The organism is Ruegeria sp. C8, assembly GCF_056537565.1.
In genome coordinates, this window is record NZ_JBQFRV010000021.1 from 55,951 (window position 1) to 74,824 (window position 18,874).

At 56.5% G+C, this 18,874-nt stretch carries 31 protein-coding genes; all 31 read right to left on the minus strand.

What is annotated here, in order from left to right:
• Positions 1 to 63: 63 nt before the first annotated feature.
• Positions 64 to 618, minus strand: coding sequence for a sulfopyruvate decarboxylase subunit beta (gene comE / locus ACR0KL_RS20505; protein WP_170768627.1), 555 nt, complete (start codon positions 616 to 618; stop codon positions 64 to 66).
• Positions 615 to 1,121: a sulfopyruvate decarboxylase subunit alpha gene (locus ACR0KL_RS20510; protein WP_170468582.1), complete on the minus strand. Its 507-nt coding sequence runs from the start codon at positions 1,119 to 1,121 to the stop codon at positions 615 to 617. The genes comE and ACR0KL_RS20510 overlap by 4 nt, the downstream gene beginning before the upstream one ends.
• Positions 1,122 to 1,172: 51 nt before the next feature.
• A complete protein-coding gene (locus tag ACR0KL_RS20515; RefSeq protein WP_170768626.1) occupies positions 1,173 to 1,580 on the minus strand; it encodes a universal stress protein in 408 nt (135 codons plus the stop codon).
• A gap of 100 nt (positions 1,581 to 1,680) precedes the next feature.
• On the minus strand, positions 1,681 to 2,988 hold the full coding sequence (hisD, locus tag ACR0KL_RS20520; RefSeq protein ID WP_170681391.1) for a histidinol dehydrogenase: 1,308 nt from the start codon (positions 2,986 to 2,988) through the stop codon (positions 1,681 to 1,683).
• A gap of 324 nt (positions 2,989 to 3,312) precedes the next feature.
• Positions 3,313 to 3,501, minus strand: coding sequence for a 50S ribosomal protein L30 (rpmD, locus tag ACR0KL_RS20525; RefSeq protein ID WP_074736195.1), 189 nt, complete (start codon positions 3,499 to 3,501; stop codon positions 3,313 to 3,315).
• 13 nt (positions 3,502 to 3,514) lie between these two features.
• Positions 3,515 to 4,078: a 30S ribosomal protein S5 gene (rpsE, locus tag ACR0KL_RS20530; RefSeq protein WP_170356677.1), complete on the minus strand. Its 564-nt coding sequence runs from the start codon at positions 4,076 to 4,078 to the stop codon at positions 3,515 to 3,517.
• Positions 4,079 to 4,194: 116 nt separating this feature from the next.
• Positions 4,195 to 4,554 carry a 50S ribosomal protein L18 gene (gene rplR, locus ACR0KL_RS20535; RefSeq protein WP_039523386.1) on the minus strand — a complete coding sequence of 120 codons (360 nt, stop codon included), beginning with the start codon at positions 4,552 to 4,554 and terminating at the stop codon, positions 4,195 to 4,197.
• Positions 4,555 to 4,565: 11 nt separating this feature from the next.
• Positions 4,566 to 5,099 (minus strand): 50S ribosomal protein L6, encoded by a 534-nt coding sequence (gene rplF / locus ACR0KL_RS20540; protein ID WP_170373361.1) that lies wholly within the window; start codon positions 5,097 to 5,099, stop codon positions 4,566 to 4,568.
• Between the two features lie 11 nt (positions 5,100 to 5,110).
• Positions 5,111 to 5,503 (minus strand): 30S ribosomal protein S8, encoded by a 393-nt coding sequence (rpsH, locus tag ACR0KL_RS20545; RefSeq protein ID WP_170373360.1) that lies wholly within the window; start codon positions 5,501 to 5,503, stop codon positions 5,111 to 5,113.
• 13 nt (positions 5,504 to 5,516) lie between these two features.
• Positions 5,517 to 5,822, minus strand: coding sequence for a 30S ribosomal protein S14 (gene rpsN, locus ACR0KL_RS20550; protein ID WP_068340744.1), 306 nt, complete (start codon positions 5,820 to 5,822; stop codon positions 5,517 to 5,519).
• Between the two features lie 19 nt (positions 5,823 to 5,841).
• Positions 5,842 to 6,402, minus strand: a complete 561-nt coding sequence (gene rplE, locus ACR0KL_RS20555) for a 50S ribosomal protein L5 (RefSeq protein WP_170356680.1) — start codon at positions 6,400 to 6,402, stop codon at positions 5,842 to 5,844.
• On the minus strand, positions 6,395 to 6,706 hold the full coding sequence (gene rplX / locus ACR0KL_RS20560) for a 50S ribosomal protein L24 (RefSeq protein WP_170356681.1): 312 nt from the start codon (positions 6,704 to 6,706) through the stop codon (positions 6,395 to 6,397). Before rplX ends, rplE begins: the two co-directional genes overlap by 8 nt.
• 2 nt (positions 6,707 to 6,708) lie before the next feature.
• The gene (rplN, locus tag ACR0KL_RS20565; protein ID WP_008757934.1) at positions 6,709 to 7,077 is read right to left on the minus strand and encodes a 50S ribosomal protein L14; all 369 of its coding nucleotides are present in this window, start codon (positions 7,075 to 7,077) and stop codon (positions 6,709 to 6,711) included.
• A 75-nt stretch (positions 7,078 to 7,152) separates the two neighbouring features.
• Positions 7,153 to 7,383, minus strand: coding sequence for a 30S ribosomal protein S17 (rpsQ, locus tag ACR0KL_RS20570; protein WP_152459158.1), 231 nt, complete (start codon positions 7,381 to 7,383; stop codon positions 7,153 to 7,155).
• 4 nt (positions 7,384 to 7,387) lie between these two features.
• Positions 7,388 to 7,594, minus strand: coding sequence for a 50S ribosomal protein L29 (gene rpmC / locus ACR0KL_RS20575; RefSeq protein ID WP_010437082.1), 207 nt, complete (start codon positions 7,592 to 7,594; stop codon positions 7,388 to 7,390).
• A 215-nt stretch (positions 7,595 to 7,809) separates the two neighbouring features.
• Positions 7,810 to 8,418 (minus strand): Rossmann-fold NAD(P)-binding domain-containing protein, encoded by a 609-nt coding sequence (locus tag ACR0KL_RS20580; protein WP_170681389.1) that lies wholly within the window; start codon positions 8,416 to 8,418, stop codon positions 7,810 to 7,812.
• A gap of 15 nt (positions 8,419 to 8,433) precedes the next feature.
• Positions 8,434 to 9,054 carry a 2OG-Fe(II) oxygenase family protein gene (locus ACR0KL_RS20585; RefSeq protein ID WP_170380524.1) on the minus strand — a complete coding sequence of 207 codons (621 nt, stop codon included), beginning with the start codon at positions 9,052 to 9,054 and terminating at the stop codon, positions 8,434 to 8,436.
• Positions 9,055 to 9,142: 88 nt separating this feature from the next.
• Positions 9,143 to 10,510 (minus strand): ArsB/NhaD family transporter, encoded by a 1,368-nt coding sequence (locus ACR0KL_RS20590; protein ID WP_480777448.1) that lies wholly within the window; start codon positions 10,508 to 10,510, stop codon positions 9,143 to 9,145.
• 23 nt (positions 10,511 to 10,533) lie between these two features.
• Positions 10,534 to 10,998: a CBS domain-containing protein gene (locus ACR0KL_RS20595; protein ID WP_170642080.1), complete on the minus strand. Its 465-nt coding sequence runs from the start codon at positions 10,996 to 10,998 to the stop codon at positions 10,534 to 10,536.
• A 301-nt stretch (positions 10,999 to 11,299) separates the two neighbouring features.
• Complete coding sequence (gene rplP / locus ACR0KL_RS20600; RefSeq protein ID WP_058283513.1) at positions 11,300 to 11,713, minus strand: 50S ribosomal protein L16; 414 nt, start codon at positions 11,711 to 11,713, stop codon at positions 11,300 to 11,302.
• Positions 11,714 to 11,725: 12 nt separating this feature from the next.
• Positions 11,726 to 12,436, minus strand: coding sequence for a 30S ribosomal protein S3 (gene rpsC, locus ACR0KL_RS20605; RefSeq protein WP_008758042.1), 711 nt, complete (start codon positions 12,434 to 12,436; stop codon positions 11,726 to 11,728).
• Positions 12,436 to 12,816 carry a 50S ribosomal protein L22 gene (gene rplV, locus ACR0KL_RS20610; RefSeq protein WP_039538267.1) on the minus strand — a complete coding sequence of 127 codons (381 nt, stop codon included), beginning with the start codon at positions 12,814 to 12,816 and terminating at the stop codon, positions 12,436 to 12,438. The genes rpsC and rplV overlap by 1 nt, the downstream gene beginning before the upstream one ends.
• Positions 12,817 to 12,819: 3 nt before the next feature.
• Positions 12,820 to 13,098: a 30S ribosomal protein S19 gene (gene rpsS / locus ACR0KL_RS20615; protein ID WP_005980699.1), complete on the minus strand. Its 279-nt coding sequence runs from the start codon at positions 13,096 to 13,098 to the stop codon at positions 12,820 to 12,822.
• Between the two features lie 3 nt (positions 13,099 to 13,101).
• Complete coding sequence (gene rplB / locus ACR0KL_RS20620) at positions 13,102 to 13,944, minus strand: 50S ribosomal protein L2 (RefSeq protein ID WP_120633917.1); 843 nt, start codon at positions 13,942 to 13,944, stop codon at positions 13,102 to 13,104.
• 291 nt (positions 13,945 to 14,235) lie between these two features.
• Complete coding sequence (locus ACR0KL_RS20625; RefSeq protein WP_480777449.1) at positions 14,236 to 15,168, minus strand: YHYH protein; 933 nt, start codon at positions 15,166 to 15,168, stop codon at positions 14,236 to 14,238.
• A 243-nt stretch (positions 15,169 to 15,411) separates the two neighbouring features.
• A complete protein-coding gene (locus ACR0KL_RS20630) occupies positions 15,412 to 16,044 on the minus strand; it encodes a hypothetical protein (protein ID WP_170681384.1) in 633 nt (210 codons plus the stop codon).
• Positions 16,041 to 16,337 (minus strand): 50S ribosomal protein L23, encoded by a 297-nt coding sequence (locus ACR0KL_RS20635; RefSeq protein WP_008757532.1) that lies wholly within the window; start codon positions 16,335 to 16,337, stop codon positions 16,041 to 16,043. The genes ACR0KL_RS20630 and ACR0KL_RS20635 overlap by 4 nt, the downstream gene beginning before the upstream one ends.
• Entirely contained in the window at positions 16,334 to 16,951 is a 618-nt protein-coding gene (gene rplD / locus ACR0KL_RS20640; protein ID WP_008756644.1) for a 50S ribosomal protein L4, read from the minus strand. The genes ACR0KL_RS20635 and rplD overlap by 4 nt, the downstream gene beginning before the upstream one ends.
• Positions 16,948 to 17,673, minus strand: coding sequence for a 50S ribosomal protein L3 (gene rplC, locus ACR0KL_RS20645; protein ID WP_008758167.1), 726 nt, complete (start codon positions 17,671 to 17,673; stop codon positions 16,948 to 16,950). The genes rplD and rplC overlap by 4 nt, the downstream gene beginning before the upstream one ends.
• A gap of 18 nt (positions 17,674 to 17,691) precedes the next feature.
• Positions 17,692 to 18,006 (minus strand): 30S ribosomal protein S10, encoded by a 315-nt coding sequence (gene rpsJ / locus ACR0KL_RS20650; RefSeq protein ID WP_008756422.1) that lies wholly within the window; start codon positions 18,004 to 18,006, stop codon positions 17,692 to 17,694.
• A gap of 378 nt (positions 18,007 to 18,384) precedes the next feature.
• Complete coding sequence (locus tag ACR0KL_RS20655) at positions 18,385 to 18,564, minus strand: hypothetical protein (protein ID WP_480777450.1); 180 nt, start codon at positions 18,562 to 18,564, stop codon at positions 18,385 to 18,387.
• Positions 18,565 to 18,874 lie beyond the last annotated feature (310 nt).

The following is an 18,874-nucleotide window of genomic DNA, read 5'->3' on the forward strand; positions in this document are numbered from 1 at the left end:
TAGTACCAAAGCCGCCCGCAACGGACGGCTTTGAGCAGTGCGTTCCGCAAAACGAAGAGGTGTTCAGGCCTGTACGGCCTTCATAAACCGATCTCGGATCACTACAGGGTCCATCGTGATCGGCGGCATCTTGGCGTTGCCGCTTTCGCATTTGCTGACGATGATGGTCATCTGCCGGGCGTCCAGCGCCTCCTGCAACACGCGACCTGTATCTTCGGCGGCGCATTCAATCACGCGCTCACATCCTGCCGCAGCCGCCATTTTCGCCAATGACGTCTTCAACCCGGCATAGGTAGGCTGATCCCCGGTGGACCCGTATGAGCCATTGTCGACGATCAGCAGGATATAATTGTCAGCCACGTTGTTCGCGATGGTTGGTAGCGTTCCCAGATTGGTCAGAACGGAGCCGTCCCCATCGATCACGATCACCGGCTTGGGCTGGGACAGGGCCAACCCCAGACCTATGGATGAAGCCAACCCCATCGTGCCCAGCATGTAGAAATTCGTTGGCTGGTCATCAATCGCGTGCAGCTCTTGGCTGGGAATGCCGATGTTGCAAACCACCAGTTGATCAAGCAGGATCGGAGCGATTTCTTTCAGGATTTCAGAACGGATCATTGGTCGCCATAGCCTCCCCAGAAGTTGGCATCGGTCAGAATGGCAACCGGCTTGTTGCACATGAACGTGTATTTCAGGATCGCATCCAGCTCGGCCACATCCGCCTGATGGTGAAAGTGGTAAGTCGGGATATTGAGCTGCGCCAGCAACGCTTTGGTGTGAACAGCCATCTCGACCTGGCAGGCAATCGGCTCGCGCAGCTCACCGCGATACGAGATCAGCATCGGCAGTGGCATCCGGTAATACTGGATCAAAGTTGCCAATGTGTTGATCGTCACCCCGATCGCTGTGTTCTGCATGATGATGGCAGGACGCTTACCGCCCATCCAAGCGCCTGCACAAAGGCCCATCCCCTCGTCCTCTTTGTTTGACGGGATGTGATAGATGCCTTCGCGCTGGTCGATCTCATCAATGACACCGGCCAATTGCTTGCAGGGGACGGTGGTCACGAACGAAATGTCATTCGCCACCAGATCGTCAGTGATCTTCTTGTCTATGTTCATCTTCCGGCTGTCAGTCCTGTTGTTGTCGCCCAAGGGCGTGATTGACGGTTATCACCTGCGGTACACATGCACCGCGCATGGGGCATGACGCACCACGCGCGACGCGGTGGAGCCCAGGAAATAGTCGCTGAGATCGGGCTTGTGGGACCCGATGACGATGCAATCGACACCTTTCTCTGCCGCATAATCTATGATCGTGCGCGCCGTGTGGCCCTTTACGAGTTCGGAACTCACCCCTTCCAGCCCCTCGACTTTGCGAGACAGCTCCACTCGGGCGCGGCGAAACCCTTCGGCCACCAGATCCTTGTCCAGAAACGCACTGACCGAGCCCTGAGGCATTTCATAAACATGCAGAGCGATGATCTCTCCGCCGCCCTGAGACAAGGCACGAGCCACTTCCAGAGTGTGTTGCGAGATATCGTGATCCAACGCCATTGGAACGAGAACTTTCTTGTACATGTCAAACTCCTTTCAGCCCGGTCGGCCCTATCAAACCAAGGATAGTACCCAGTGTGCCATCAAGGCCAGCGAACAGTTTGGCAGGTGGTGGTTGGACCGATCATCCCTCGGCACGCAGATCAAATTCCTCATCCGGGAAATACTTGGCGAGGCGTACATCGGCCGCCCGTGCATGCCCCTCCATCCCTTCCACACGCGAAATCCGAGCGGTGGCCAGGGCTATGGGTTTTGAACCTTCCCGAGTCGCCCGCTGCCATGTCACGATTTTCATGTATTTGTGGACGCTCAGCCCGCCTGTGTAGCTGGCCGCCCCCGAAGTCGGCAGTACGTGGTTGGTTCCCGTCGCCTTGTCCCCGTAAGATACCGTGGTCTCTTCCCCCAAAAACAAAGAGCCATAGCAGGTCAGGCGATCCAGCCACCATTCCAGATCCTCGGCCTGGACTGTCAGGTGTTCCGGCGCGTAGTCATCGGAACAAGCGGCCATCTCTTCGCGATCCGAACATACGATGACTTCGGCATAGTCACGCCACGCGGCAGCCGCGTTCTCTCGGTTCAGGTCAGGAAGATCTGCAATCAACTCGGGCACCAGTGTCATGACATTCTGCGCAAGCGCCCGGTCATCTGTCACCAGCCAGACAGGAGAATTGTAGCCGTGTTCCGCCTGGCTGACGAGATCGGTCGCCACTACAAGCGGATCTGCACTGCTGTCGGCGAGGACCAGACTGTCGGTCGGACCTGCGATCATGTCGATGCCAACTTCACCGTAGAGGATGCGCTTGGCCTCGGCGACGAACTGGTTCCCCGGCCCCACAAGGATATTTGCGCGTGGCAGGCCGAACAGACCGTATCGCATCGCGGCGACACCCTGCACCCCTCCCATTGCCAGAATACTGTCGGCCCCACAGATATGCGCCGCATAAACTACTGCAGGCGCAACGCCTTCATCTGATTTCGGAGGAGAACACGCGATGATGTGGCGGCATCCGGCAACTTTGGCAGTTGTCACGGTCATTATTGCACTGGCGATGTGGCTGTACCGACCGCCGGGCACATAGCAGCCCGCCGCATCCACAGGTATCGCCTTTTGACCAGCGATCACGCCGGGCACGATCTCGGTCTGTACGTCGGTCATCGTGGCCTTCTGCGCCTCGGCAAAATGGCGGACGTTGTTATGAGCGAAACGGATATCCGCCTTCAGCTTTTCGGGCACCCGCGAAATTGCGGCGTCGATCTCGTCCTGCGTCATCAGAACGTTCCCATCGAACCTGTCGAACTTGGCCGCATATTCCAGCGCTTTCGCGTCGCCGCCTGCTTCTATCTCCGCCAGAATGGTCTTGACCGTATCGTGAACCTCAGGCGCATCAGACTGCGCCGTCAGCATCGCCTTTTTGAGATAGTCGCGCGCCATAGTCAGCCCCTGCTTCCGGTTCCTGCCCGGCCACTCTGTCAGAGGCGAAATCGCTTTTGCAAGCGTTTGTGGAGCCGAAAACGAAACTCTATTCGATCTTCTAACCCCATTTAGGAAAAGACAAATTTCGGGATTGGGAAAGCTGAAACTCGGCCTTGTAAGAGGACCTCTGCGCCGTTGTTGCCAACGGATTCAGCGGCCCGCTCGTCCCTATTCAATGCGTGTGTCAAGCGATCGAACGAGGCGATTCGCAGATGCAGTCGGGCAAAAGAAAACGCCCCTGACACAGGTCAGAGGCGTTTCCAAAACATATCGAGAGGGCGCTTAACCGCGCTCTTCGATGATCTCAACCAGATGCGGGATCTTGTTGACCATGCCGCGAACCGAAGGCGTGTCCTCCAGCTCACGGGTGCGATGCATCTTGTTCAGGCCCAGACCGATCAGGGTTGCGCGCTGTTCGGCGGGGCGACGGATCGGAGAACCGATCTGCTTGACGACGATGGTTTTTGCCATTGCTCGCTACTCCTTACGCTTCGGCTTCAGCCGGTGCTTCGTCCCGCTTGGGCAGGATGTCGGCAACTTTTTTACCACGACGTGCGGCAACCGAACGCGGGCTCTGCTCTTTTTGCAGGCCGTTGATGGTGGCGCGGATCATGTTGTACGGGTTCTGCGAGCCCAGCGACTTGGACACAACGTCCTTAACGCCCAGCATTTCGAACACAGCACGCATCGGACCACCGGCGATGATACCAGTACCTTCAGGTGCGGTGCGCATAACCACTTTACCAGCGCCGTGACGGCCCTCGATGTCGTGGTGCAGAGTACGACCTTCGCGCAGTTGCACGCGGATCATCTGACGCTTGGCTTGCTCAGTCGCCTTACGGATGGCTTCAGGTACTTCTTTCGCTTTACCTTTACCAAAGCCGACGCGGCCTTTCTGATCGCCGACAACCACCAGAGCGGCGAAGCCAAAGCGCTTACCACCTTTTACGGTTTTCGACACGCGGTTGATTGCGACCAGACGATCTGCAAATTCCGGTGCTTCTTCACGGTCGCGGCCACGGCCCCGACGGTTTTCACGTTCTGCCATTTGGCATCCCTTTTCTCATGTGGCGCATACGGCGCCGTTTGCTTCAATCCAAGTGAGCCCCGACTGTTGCCGAGGCCCCCGGATCATCGGGGCGGATCGAAACCCGCCCGCAAGTCTTAGATCTTCAGACCACCTTCACGCGCGGCGTCGGCAACTGCCTTCACCTTGCCGTGGAACAGGAAGCCACCACGATCGAAATAGGCCTCTTCGACGCCTGCCTTCTTGGCACGCTCGGCGATGGCCGCGCCCACTTTGGTGGCCGCTTCGACGTTGTTCTTGCCAACAACACCCAGATCTTTTTCCAGGGTCGAGGCCGATGCCAGGGTCACGCCACGAACGTCGTCGATCAGCTGAACGCTGATGTTCTTGTTCGAACGGTGAACCGACAGGCGTACACGGCCGGCGTTGACTTTGCGAAGTTTGTTCCGAACGCGCAGGCGGCGCTTCAGAAACAGGGTTCTTTTGCTGTTTGCCATTGTTTGCGTCCTTACTTCTTCTTGCCTTCCTTGCGGAAGATGAACTCGCCCTTGTAGCGGATGCCCTTGCCTTTATACGGCTCGGGACGGCGCCATTCGCGGATTTTGGCCGCGACTTCGCCCACCTGCTGCTGGTCGATACCTTCCACAACGATCTCGGTCTGCTTCGGCGCGGTGATGGTGACACCTTCCGGAGCAGTGAAATCAACATCGTGGCTATAGCCCAGGTTCAGCTTCAGGGTGTTGCCCTGCATCTGAGCCCGGTAACCAACACCCTGAATCTCCAGCTCTTTTTTGAAGCCTTCGGTCACACCGGTTACCAGGTTGGCAACCATGGTGCGGCTCATGCCCCACTGCTGGCGGGCACGCTTGGACATGCCACGGGGGTCGATCTTGACCACGTTGTCTTCAACCGACAGCGTCACGTCGTCGGTGGCGGTGAAGCTGCGGGTGCCTTTCGGACCTTTGACTTCGATGGTCTGACCCGACACAGAGGCGGTAACGCCGCTGGGCAGCTCGACCGGTTTTTTACCAATACGAGACATTGCAGACCTCCTTAGAAGACGGTGCAGAGCACTTCGCCGCCAACATTGTTGGAGCGAGCGTTTGCGTCCGACATCACACCTTTCGGAGTGCTGACAATCGACACGCCCAGACCTTGACGGACCTGCGGGATGTCATTGACGCCCATGTAGACGCGACGACCGGGTTTCGAGACCCGCTTCAGTTCGCGAATAACAGGGGTGCCTTCGTAGTATTTCAGGCTGATTTCGATGGCCGGATGACCGTTTGCTCCGGTCGTCTTTTCATAGCCACGGATGTAGCCTTCGTCCGCCAGCACGTCCAGAACCCAACCACGCAGCTTGGAAGCCGGGGTGGAAACGGTGGACTTGCCGCGCATTTGCGCGTTGCGGATACGGGTGAGCATATCGCCGATAGGATCATTCATATCTATGTCTCCCTTACCAGCTCGATTTCACCATGCCGGGGATCTGACCAGCAGAACCCAGCTCGCGCAGCGCGATACGGCTGACCTTCAGCTTACGGTAGTAAGCGTGGGGACGACCGGTCAGCTGACAACGGTTGTGCAGACGGGTAGCCGAGCTGTTGCGCGGCAGTTTCGCCAGTTTCAGACGCGCTTTGAAACGCTCTTCCATCGGGCGGCTCTCGTCATTCGCGATTTCTTTCAGCTCGGCACGCTTTGCGGCATATTTGGCCACCAGGCGTTCGCGCTTCTTCTCGCGTTCGATCATTGCTTTTTTAGCCATGTCTCAATCCTCCCGGCGCTTACGCGTTGAACGGCATGTTGAATGCTTTCAACAGGCTCTTCGCTTCAGCGTCGGTTTTCGCTGTGGTGGCAATTACGATATCCAGGCCCCAGACCTCGTCGACTTTGTCGAAGTCGATTTCCGGGAACACGATGTGCTCTTTCATGCCCATGGCAAAATTGCCCTGACCATCGAAAGACGGCTTAACACCGCGGAAGTCACGAACGCGCGGCAGCGCGATGGTGATCAGGCGATCCAGGAATTCGTACATCCGGTCACCGCGCAGGGTCACTTTCGCGCCCAGCGGCATGTCTTCACGGACGCGGAAACCCGCGATCGACTTCTTCGCCTTGGTTGCAACGGCCTTTTGACCAGCAATCGCAGTCAGATCTTCGACAGCAGCTTTCGCTTTCTTCGAGTCTTTGACCGCCTCAGCACCACAGCCGATGTTCAGAACGATTTTGTCCAGCTTGGGCAGCTGCATGTCGTTCTTGTAGCCGAACTCTTCTTTCAGAGCGGCACGGATGGTTTCAACGTACTGAGCTTTCAGACGCGGGGTGTAGGTTGCGGAATCAAGCATCGATCACGTCCCCTGTGGTCTTGGCGAAGCGGACCTTCTTGTCACCTTCCATGCGGAAACCAACGCGGGTTGCTTTGCCGTTCTTGTCCAGCAGTGCCAGGTTCGACAGTTGGATCGGGTTTGCCTGGGGCAGACGACCACCTTGCGAAGTTTGCGACTGACGGGTGTGACGGATGGCAATGTTGATGCCTTCGACAACAGCTTTACCGGCTTTGGGGTCAACCGAGGAAATGGTCCCCTCTTTGCCCTTGTCCTTGCCGGCCAGCACGACGACCTTGTCGCCTTTGCGGAGTTTAGCAGCCATGATTACAGCACCTCCGGAGCCAGCGAGATGATTTTCATGAAGTTCTTGCCGCGCAGTTCACGAACAACGGGGCCAAAGATACGTGTACCGACAGGCTCGTTGTTGTTGTTCAGGATGACGGCGGCGTTGCGATCGAAACGGATCGCGGTGCCGTCTTCGCGACGGACTTCCTTGGCGGTGCGTACGACGACGGCCTTACGGACGTCACCTTTCTTTACGCGGCCGCGCGGGATGGCTTCCTTCACCGAGACGACAATGATGTCGCCAACGGAGGCGTATTTACGCTTGGAACCACCCAGGACCTTGATGCACTGAACTCGGCGTGCGCCGGAGTTGTCAGCGACATCCAGATTGGTCTGCATCTGGATCATGTGGTTTCTCCCGACCTGTGGGGGCTGGTCTCGTTAGATCCCCCAGGGTTTCGACAAATGGAAAATCCCGGAGGCTTACGCCTCCAGAACTTCCCAACGTTTCGTCTTCGATTTCGGCGCGCATTCGATGATGCGTACAGTGTCGCCGACCTTGAAGGCGTTCTTTTCGTCATGAGCCCGATATTTCTTGGACTTACGAACGGTTTTGTGCAGCAGCGGGTGCTTGAAACGACGCTCAACCGAAACGGTTACGGTTTGCTCGTTGGCGTCGCTGGTTACTACTCCGGACAGGATACGCTTGGGCATAGGATTACTCCTCCGATGCCGCGGCAGCGGCCTTTTCGTTCAGAATGGTTTTGACGCGGGCAGCGTTGCGGCGAGCCGCTTTGATGCCAGCAGTGTTTTCCAGCTGACCGGTTGCCTGTTGAAAGCGCAGGTTAAAGCTTTCTTTCTTCAGGTTGGCCAGTTCCTCGCGGAGCTGGTCCGGGGTCTTGTCACGCAGTTCTTGGGCGTTCATCGCCTTTTTCCTTTGCTCAAAACACCAGAAGGCCCCCTGACAGGGTCACCTTGGACCTGGTGGATGAATGATAGACATGCGAATCCCCCGACTCGGCCGGGGGACTTGCAGGATGCCGCCGTATAAGGGTTTAAGCGGTGGGTGGCAAGAGGAAGTTTTAGGGCGCGACTTGGACAGAAAACCGTGTTTCACCGACGCCGGGTTGAAGCTGCGGCCTATGAATTGTCGTCTTTGATTTGCAATTGGTGAAATCCGCTGTCCAATACAGGTAACGAGTCACCAGCAGCCACGCCTCTTCTCAGCACTATTTGCAGCTCTGGGGCATATAGCATCCGTTCAGTAAACGCGTGGGAGCCCTCGACACTCTCTTTGAGCAGGACATCCCAAACTCGATACTTGCAGGCTCCAACCCTTTCAATTCGGTATCTTTGAAACTCAACCTCAATTGAACCCGATTGGGCATTGTCGGTGTTGGGATAGTCGACGAAGTCTGAGTTCCACTTCTTTTGACTGTCCAGGATATCTAGCGAGTCCAATTTTCGCTCATAACTTCGGAACCATTTTGTGTCGGGCAACCCTTGGGGCGGCAAAATTGGATGGGCAAAATAGACTTCTCGCCTAGTTTCGTTTGCCCCCGGGTCGACGGTACTCGCAAGAATCCCCCCTGCATGAGAGACGTATTCGATGTCATCCAGATTTTTGCCAGGCTCGCGAACAAGGACAATGCCGGTATCAACGTGTTCTTTACTGGGACACTCCGCGCTAACCGAAGACGCTAGCAACGCTACTAGAAAAGAACTGCCTAAAAAAAATTTAATCAACATTGAGGGTTTTCACTCTCATTCCCACTTATAGTTGAAACTGACACTGATCCGATCATCCTCGGCCATATTCATCGGAACTTCGTGGCGCAGCCAACTCTCCCAGAGTAGCACATCCCCCACTTGAGGTTGAACATAAATGAAAGGTTGCAAGTCCCTTCGCCCAAATTTTAGGCGCGTCGGCGCGGCCATCATGCGGCCTGAACGCGGATCCTCCAGCTTCAACGCGCTCGCCCCTTCGGGCATGGCAACGTAGGTCGTGCCCGAGATCACGCTGTGCGGGTGCAAATGGCTGGAGTGCATGCCGCCCTCCGGCAGGATGTTGATCCACAGGTCTTCGAGCTTCAGCTCCCCCTCGCCCAGGTCGAACTCCAGATCCTTGGCAAAGGCCGCGACGTGCTGGTCCAGCGCTTTCACCAGATCGGCGAAAATCGGGAAGCGCCAGGGCAAATCGGTCAGCGAGGCGTAGCTGGTGTAGCCGGGATAGCCATTCTCTTCACACCATTCCTGCCCGGCCTCATCATCCTCGGCGATAACAAGGCAGGAGTTTTCCAGCTCGCCCGCGTCGATCTTGGGATCGAACTCGGACAAAGCTGCGCGATAAAGACGGGTAACGAAGAGTGATTCAATCTGTGCCATGCCCCGGCTATATCCCAGCCGAAGCACAAGGGCGAGAGCAGCCGCCTCAGAAAAGCTGCTGCTCGGGTGCGATCTTTCGTTTGGCGCTTTAGTAGAAGTAGCGCAGCCAGAGATAGACGTTGGCGATCATCAGGGTCAGGATCATGATCGGGAACGCCATGAGCGCGAATTTGACAAAGCCAATCGGCTGCTTGGCCTTTTCGGCAAAGGCCGCAACCGTCAGGTTGGCGCTTGCACCCAGCAAGGTACCGTTACCGCCCAGACAGGCGCCCAGAGCCAGTGACCACCACAGAGGCTCAATCGCATCGGGCCCGCCAAACGTGTCAGCCGTGGACTCGATCAGAGGGATCATCGTCGCCACAAAAGGGATGTTATCCAGAATGGCCGACAAGATACCCGAGGCCCAGAAGATGAAGAACGCGGTCCACATCATGTCGCCTTCGGTCAGCTCCAGCACTTTCTCACCGAAGAACTCAAGCAGGCCGACATGCTCGACACCTGCAACGATGACGAACAAACCGCCGAAGAAGAAAATGGTGATCCACTCAACCTCGCCAAAAATGTGGTGAACGGATTCGGACTGTTCTTCTCCGTGCTGGTGTCCGTAGGCTAGCAGCATCAGCAGCGCAGCACCGGCCAGCGCCGAGGTGCCCGGCTGGATCCCGTAGCCATGGCCAAGCGTGAAGCCAAGAAGGGTCAGCGCCAGAACCGACAGGGATTTGATCATCAGGCCGACATCGGTGATCGCTTCGTTTTCGTTGAAACGCATGATCTTTTCGCAGGCCGATTTGGGGATGGCGGCCAGCGTGCGGCGGTTCATCAGGTAAATGATACCAGTCAGCACCACCAGACAGATGGCCGAGATCGGCGCAAGATTGACCACAAAGTCATTGAAGCTAAGGCCCGCAGCCGAGCCAATGATGATGTTCGGCGGGTCACCAATCAGAGTAGCCGTACCGCCCACATTCGAGGCCAGAATCTCGGCGAAAAAGAACGGGTAAACGCGCGTTTCCAGTGCGTCCGTGATCAGCAGGGTAATCGGTGCGATCAACAGAACAGTGGTCACGTTGTCGAGCAGAGCCGAGAACACCGCCGTGATCAGCGTCAGCATGATCAGGATGCCGGTTGGATTGGCCTTGACCGCCTTTGCGGCCTTGATGGCGACGAATTGGAACAACCCACATTTACTGGTGATCCCGACGATCACCATCATGCCAATCAGCAGCGCCAAGGTGTTGGCATCAACGCCCGCGACGGCCTGTTCCTGGTTGATGATGCCTAACAGCACCATCAGCGATGCCCCCAGCATGGCCAGAATGGCGCGGTTTACTTTTTCGGTTACAAGGACGGCATAAACAGCAATCAGGATACCGGTGGCGACCCACAGAGGGTCAATCCCCAACAGTTGAGGTACGGAGAACGCGTGTTCTCCATGCGAAACGGAATGGTCGGTCAATGGTCTGATCCGGTCTTTAGGGGTTAGCTCAGCGCGTGATCAATCAACGAGTTCGGGCTGACAGAGCCGACGAAGCGATTGGTCTCGGGTTCCACGAGGAAAACGTGGCGTTTGAATTTGTGGATCAGGAAAATGCCTTCCATCACCGGCGTGTCGGGTGCGAGAACCGGGATGTTTGCCGGGTTCGACATGTGATCTCCGACCCGCTCCTCGTTCAGGCGCTTGATCTGTTCGCTGATGTCTTCCTTGGTCAGATCCATAAAGCTGAGATGGCTGATCGCAACGCGCGATGTCTCGTCGCTGACGCCAATACGGGCCGCACGCGGCAGGATCATCTTGATCAGCGTGGGTGCGGTGAAAACGCCTTGGAAGCTACCGTCATCCCCCACCACCGGCAAGAACCGGGCGCGGCTGTCGCGGATGATCTCAAACGCCTTGGCGACTGTATCATCGGGATGAATTGTCTTCTGTTTTTCAGGGGGGACCATAACGTCCCGGCAAATAAGGCCCATACGTGTCCTCGGTCTTTCAGCGGGGTTTCAGAGCCAAGGCACGGTACGTGCTCAAGCCGTGTCGGAGGATGATCGACCCAAGCTCTGATTGAGAAGGTTTTGCGAGCGCTTCTTTTCACCAGATGAGAGAATATGCCACCCCTGAGCCCCATCTTTTTTGCAATGCCGGTATTGAATCTCGGAATTGGGCGCCTAGCGGGTTTGCGAGAGGCCACAAACGAAAAAGCCCCCACCGATTTCTCGGCGGGGGCAATGCTGTTCGGGTTTCCCCAGTCGCTTACCAGTCTTCGCGAACCACGACGCGAGTCTTGATCGGCAGCTTCATCGCGGCCAGGCGCAGGGCCTCGCGGGCGATGTCGTCATTGACGCCGTCGATCTCGAACATCACGCGGCCAGGCTTGACTTTGCATGCCCAGCGGTCGACCGAACCTTTACCTTTACCCATACGAACTTCGATCGGCTTGGCCGTGACCGGAGTGTCGGGGAAGATGCGGATCCAAACACGACCCTGACGCTTCATGTGACGCGTCATGGCACGACGTGCAGCTTCGATCTGGCGTGCGGTTACACGCTCAGGCTCAAGAGCTTTGAGGCCGTAGGTGCCAAAGTTCAGATCAGAGCCGCCCTTGGCGAGACCCTTGATCCGGCCTTTGTGCATCTTGCGGAATTTAGTACGCTTTGGTTGAAGCATATCTTTCCCTCCTTAGCGACGACCGCCACCAGCACCACGAGGTGCAGGGCCGTCCTGGAGTTCCTGTGCTTTACGGTCACGTGCCTGCGGATCGTGCTCCATGATCTCACCTTTGAAGATCCAGACCTTGATCCCGATGATCCCGTAAGGAGTCATCGCTTCGGCATGTGCGTAATCGATGTCGGCACGCAGAGTGTGCAGAGGCACGCGGCCTTCGCGGTACCACTCGGTCCGTGCGATTTCGGCGCCGCCCAGACGACCCGCGACGTTCACCCGGATACCCAGGGCGCCCATGCGCATGGCGTTCTGAACCGAGCGCTTCATGGCGCGACGGAACGAAACACGACGCTCCAGCTGCTGAGCGATGGACTCGGCAACCAGCTGCGCGTCAAGCTCGGGCTTGCGCACTTCGACGATGTTCAGGTGCAGTTCGCTGTCGGTCATACGAGCAAGCTTTTTGCGCAGAACTTCGATGTCTGCACCTTTCTTGCCGATGATGACACCGGGACGTGCAGTGTGGATCGTAACGCGGCACTTCTTGTGCGGACGTTCGATGATCACACGGGCAACACCGGCCTGCTTGCACTCTTTGTTGATGAACTCACGGATCTTGAGGTCTTCCAGCAGAAGATCACCGTAGTCCTTGGTGTCGGCGTACCAGCGGCTGTCCCAGGTGCGGTTGACCTGCAGGCGCATGCCGATCGGATTTACTTTATGACCCATTAGGCTTGCTCCTCAACTTGACGCACCTTGATGGTGATCTCCGAGAACGGCTTCATGATCTTGCCGAAACGGCCACGCGCACGCGGACGACCGCGCTTCATGACCAGGTTCTTGCCAACCCATGCTTCGGCAACGATCAGCTCGTCAACGTCCAGGTTGTGGTTGTTTTCGGCATTCGCGATTGCGGACTGCAGGCACTTCTTCACGTCCTGCGCGACACGCTTGTTCGAGAAAGTCAGGTCAGTCAGAGCCTTCTCGACTTTCTTGCCGCGGATCATTTGCGCAACCAGGTTCAGTTTCTGCGGGCTGGTGCGAAGCATGCGGGTTTTCGCCATTGCTTCGTTTTCAGCCACGCGGCGGGGGTTCTTTTCCTTGCCCATGACTTACTTCCGCTTCGCTTTTTTGTCTGCGGCGTGGCCATAATAGGTACGGGTCGGCGAGTATTCACCGAACTTCTGACCGATCATGTCTTCCGAGACGTTGACGGGAATGTGCTTCTGGCCGTTGTACACACCAAAGGTCAGACCCACGAACTGGGGCAGAATGGTGGAACGACGCGACCAGATTTTGATGACTTCGTTGCGGCCCGACTCGCGCGCTGCTTCGGCTTTTTTCAGCACGTAAGCATCGACGAAAGGACCCTTCCAAACAGAGCGAGACATGGATTAACGTCCCTTCTTCTTGGCGTGCCGCGAGCGGATGATCAGCTTCTGGGACGCTTTGTTCTTGTTGCGGGTACGCTTACCCTTGGTGTCCTTACCCCACGGCGTAACCGGCGTACGGCCACCCGAGGTACGACCTTCACCACCACCGTGCGGGTGATCGATCGGGTTCATTGCAACACCACGAACCGACGGACGAACGCCCTTGTGGCGCATACGACCGGCTTTACCGAGGTTTTGGTTCGAGTTGTCGGGGTTGGACACGGCACCGATGGTGGCCATGCATTCCTGACGGACCATGCGCAGCTCGCCCGAGCTCAGACGGATCTGAGCGTAGCCGCCATCGCGACCAACGAACTGAGCGTAAGTACCGGCCGCACGTGCGATCTGACCGCCTTTGCCGGGCTTCATCTCGATGTTGTGGACGATGGTACCGATGGGCATGCCCGAGAACGGCATTGCGTTGCCAGGCTTGATGTCGGCCTTGGCGGATGCCACGACTTTGTCACCAACAGCCAGACGCTGCGGAGCAAGGATATATGCCTGCTCGCCGTCTTCGTATTTTACCAGTGCGATGAATGCGGTCCGGTTCGGGTCATATTCGATCCGCTCGACGGTTGCCGCGACATCAAATTTGTTCCGTTTGAAGTCAACGATCCGGTAGAGACGCTTTGCGCCACCGCCGCGGCGGCGTGAAGTGATCCGTCCGGTGTTGTTCCGGCCGCCCGATTTGGTCAAACCCTCTGTGAGAGACTTGACCGGACGTCCTTTCCAAAGCTCCGAACGGTCGATCAGCACCAGCCCGCGCTGGCCCGGCGTCGTCGGCTTGTACGACTTGAGTGCCATGCTTTCTGTCTTCCGTTTAGCAAGTGCGAGGGACTTCCCCCGCTATGTGATAGGCCCCCGTAGGTGCCAAGGGTATAGGGCCCCGAAGGTCCCCGGTTACAAATATCAGAGGCCCCGGAACGAATCCGAGGCCGCAAGATTGGGTGCGTTTAACAGGGTTGGGGGTAGGTGTCTATAGGGGGCGGCGGATTCTTTCAAGCTAGCCAAGTGCATGCTGCAAATCTCGGTAGCACTCGTTAATTCTTACCGGTGGCGCCACAGATTGAACAGTTTTGGACAACCGTTTCCAAATCACTTTCGGAACGAAGGGTTGGGAGTTCCTGTGTAGCAATTCAGAATCCATGGATACGAGCTTGTGACATAGTACCCGTATTGACCATCAACGGTCATACCATTGCATTCATCCAGATCTCCATTGCCTGTGAACTCATAGTCTTCAACGTAAGTGCCATCCGGCATACCACCCGGGCCGTTCGGCGGTTTTGGCCTCTCCGTAGACTTCAACTCATAGCCCGAGAGGGCCGCTCGAATTTTCCCGTCGCTATCCTCGAAGATTGTTCCGTATATCGGGAAACCGTCTGACGCAAAACCGATTACTGGAGAAGGCGCATCGAACTGTCGGTCATTGAACAGTGCGTTCGGGTTCGAATGGTAGTGATACCTGCCATCTGGCTGTGTATGCGCATTATGTAAATCAACCCCAAAGTACTTATCGTAAGATGGCGGATCAATCAGCCAGGGGTCGCGGATGGTACAACCAGCAAGCACGTTGCCGTTTTTGTCAGCTCGGGGAGCATCTGGTCGATAGCAACCTGCCGAAAGCAAATCCACAGGTACGCCATTCAACAATATGGCGTTGTATGCCTGTTGGCCCAGGGGACTCGGGTTTGTAGCCTTTTCTGGCTTTCGCGTAATTTGGAATTCACTCAACAAAGGACGAAAGTCATTGGCAAAACGTGCTGTCGCACCATTGAAGTCATGGTTGGGTGTCCCATTCGTAGCAATTGTACAAGTCTCGTTGTCGGCGTCTATCTTGACTTGTGCCTCGTAGGAGGTGCCCTTTTGGATATCTTCGACGTCCGCTTTGTAGCTACCAATGTAGTCAGCGCAATCGCCTGATCTGCTGGTCAGAATGGCATTCCTAATGTCGGTTGGAGCTGATTCCTGCGAAAAACAGGGAAACGGCAAGGCCAGGGCAAAAACGCAAAAGACAGACAATCTCAATTTCGATACCTCCACGAACTGGTGGTGACACTTCTCAGGTTCTTATGACATTGTATTTGAAACTTATTGTTGTTGTATCATCTTTCTGGGTTCAGCGCTCTGTGTGCGTAGAGCAGAGGTCCTTGCGTCGCAGATTACTATCAAGACGCAATAACAAGTCGATTTGATCGTTTCTGTCGCATACGCAGATTCCGGTATCGCAGCGGTGTCTATCGATCACACAACAAAGGCTTCACCAAGTACTCACCCCAAAGACCGTCTGCGGCACAGCGGCTCGGACTCCACCGCGATCCTCTGCTTGAGTTTGATATGCCCCAGCACCTCGCGAAAGACGCGGTGTTTGGGTTTGCCTTCCAGATAATCCGCCAGTTTGAGCAGGTTGATCGGGTGCTTCGCAATCAACGCCTCAATCCGCTGCACCGCGTCGTCCAACTCATAGTGATCCACGTACTGGCAGGCCACCTGCGTGGGCGTCAGCAGGCAGTAGTCCTGCGGGCGTTTCTCGGTATAGCGCGCGATATCGAAAGGTGACGCGCCAAGGGCGTGGAACTTGGGAATGTGCACGCGCATATCGGCCTCGGCGTGCTCCAACACCGTGCCCGAGGTCTGACGGAACCCCAGCGGGCCAAGCTTGCCGACCACATGCTTGCGCATCGCCGGAGAGATCATGTCCACATCTGCCCGGTCGTATTTCAGATCATCAAACACCGACAGCAGCCCCAGCTTCTCATCGGCAATCTGAAAATAAGGCTCGGCACTGAACGCCCGCATTTGCTCCAGCACCTGCACACGCACAGTTTCAGGGTCTGAAACGAAATCGGCCCCGGCGGGTTGAACCACCGAGGCCGTGAATGCTCGCAGTAAGCGTCGGATCAAAGACCGGTGCTCACGTCGATTGTGTTACCCTCTTCCAGGGTCACATATGCTTTTTTGACGTCTTTCCGACGGCCCAGCTGGCCGCGGAACCGCTTGACCTTGCCTTTGGTCACGGTGGTGTTCACCGCTTTGACCTTCACACCAAACAGCGCCTCAACGGCCTCTTTGATCTGCGGCTTGTTGCTGTCGATCGCCACTTCAAAGACAACCGCGCCGTTTTCGGACGCCATGGTCGACTTTTCGGTGATGATCGGCTTGCGGATCACGTCGTAGTGTTCTGCCTTCGCGCTCATTTCAGACGAGCCTCCAGTGCTTCGACAGCCGCTTTGGTGAGCACTAGGGTGTCACGCTTGAGGATGTCATAGACGTTTGCGCCCATCGACGGCAGGATATCCAGACCTTCGATGTTCTTGGACGCTTTCAGGAACCCTTCGTTCACGGTCGCGCCGTCGATGACCAGAGCGCGTTTCCAACCCAGGTTTGCAACCTGTTTGGCCAGAGCGGCGGTCTTGCCTTCGGCTTCGGCGTTCTCGATCACAACCAGTTCACCTGCCTTGGCTTTGGCCGACAGAGCGTGGCGCAGGCCAAGCTTGCGGAACTTCTTGGGCAAGTCGTGGCCGTGCGAACGAACGACGGGGCCTTTGTAGATACCGCCACCACGGAAGATCGGCGCATTACGGTCACCATGGCGTGCGCCACCGGTGCCCTTCTGGCGATAGATCTTCTTGGTCGAGTAGCTGGTTTCCGAGCGGGTCTTGACCTTGTGGGTGCCGGCCTGCGCGTTGTTGCGCTGCCAACGGACCACACGGTGCAGGATGTCCGCACGCGGCTCGAGACCGAACAGATCGGCGTTCAGCTCGATGTCGCCGGCTTTGCCGCCGTCCAGTTTGATTACATCAAGTTTCATGCTTCACCACCTTCCGCGGGAGCTTCTTCCGCAGGTGCTTCGGTTGCAGCCGATTTCACAGCAGCCGGGAAAGGCAGGCCTTCCGGTGCTTTCTTCTTCACGGCGTCCTTGACGGTGACCCAGCCCGATTTCGGTCCAGGAACGGCGCCTTTGATGAAGACCAGGTTCCGGTCGGCGTCGGTTTTGACGACTTCCAAGTTCTGGGTGGTTACACGGGCAGCACCCATGTGACCGGCCATCTTCTTGCCTTTGAAAACCTTACCCGGATCCTGACACTGACCGGTCGAACCGTGCGAACGGTGGCTGATCGAAACACCGTGCGAGGCGCGCAAACCACCAAAGTTCCAGCGCTTCATCGCACCGGCAAAGCCTTTACCGATCGACGTGCCCGAAACGTCAACTTTCTGACCTTCCAGGAAGTGTTCTGCCGAAATCTCGGCGCCCACATCAATCAGACCATCTTCGGAGACGCGGAACTCGGCCAGCTTACGCTTGGGCTCGACCTTGGCAGCGGCATAGTGACCGCGCATGGCTTTCGAGGTGCGTTTTGCCTTGGCAGCACCGGCGCCCAGCTGAACGGCGGTGTAGCCGTCTTTGTCAGCGGTACGCTGTGCAACAACCTGCAGGTTGTCCAGGTGAAGAACGGTTACAGGGATCTGCTTGCCGTCTTCCATGAACAGGCGGGTCATGCCAACTTTTTTTGCGATAATACCAGAGCGCATAATCTATACCCTCCGATCTTACGACTGCAACTTGATCTCGACATCCACACCAGCAGCGAGATCGAGCTTCATCAGCGCGTCAACGGTCTGGGGGGTCGGATCAACGATGTCGAGCAGACGCTTGTGCGTACGGATCTCGAACTGGTCGCGGGATTTCTTGTCAACGTGAGGGCCACGGAGAACCGTGAACTTCTCAATCTTGTTCGGCAGCGGAATCGGGCCGCGCACATTCGCGCCGGTCCGCTTGGCAGTGTTGACGATCTCTTGCGTGCTGGCATCCAGAACGCGATAGTCAAATGCCTTCAGCCGAATACGGATATTTTGGCTTTGCATATTAACAGCCTTTTTTAGGCGTTGAGGTTGAGAGGAGGACAGACGCGCATCGCCAACCCTCTTCGAACCCAAAAGGCGGGAATCACCCCGCCTTGACGTTCTTATCGAGAACTCGCGCGTATTAGTGGGGTTGGTGGGGTTTGGCAAGGGGTTTGTTGGCTCTGCCCCACCTCAAAGAGCGACACGACCCAGCACCAAGAACTGATCTTCAGGACCAACTTCGCAACAAGAACGCGCTAAAGAACTATGGACGAGGTGTAAAGCCTACACGCGACAATTGAGCATTCAGAGAAAACCGACTTGGTCTGGAAGGTTTTCACCCCACGCTACGGTGAATACGCTGGTTGACGACACAGGTTCTGGACGTGCTTTAGCGCTTCAGATTCTGTTAGGCTGCTCGGCAAGCCGGACGTCGAACCGCTTACGCTCTCGTCTAAACTCGCTGATATCACAGTCGACTTCTTGGTCGTCGTCACTAAGGATGGCAGATCGCATGTCTTCCAGATCCTTGCTGTGAAGGATTTGCGTTCCATAGTTCAAGAATTCAAAACCCAACATGATTTCCTCCTGATTACGTCAGCGGCTCGGCCTGCGCACGCCCCGCTTCTTGTTTCAGATCACATGTGGGTTTCCTGTCTTTGGGAGAGGTGGAGTTTGGATTAAGAAACCTCAATCCGTTTTGCCCTTAACGACGGCGAACTTTCCAAGCGTCATCTCGATTCGAACACGTTTAGGCCCACCTCGGAACCGTATAGCTCAAACGAAAAAGGGCGTCCTGAGGGACGCCCTTTCCGTCTGATCATTCGCTTACGCGACTTATTCAGTGATTTTCGACACAACGCCGGCGCCGACGGTGCGGCCGCCTTCG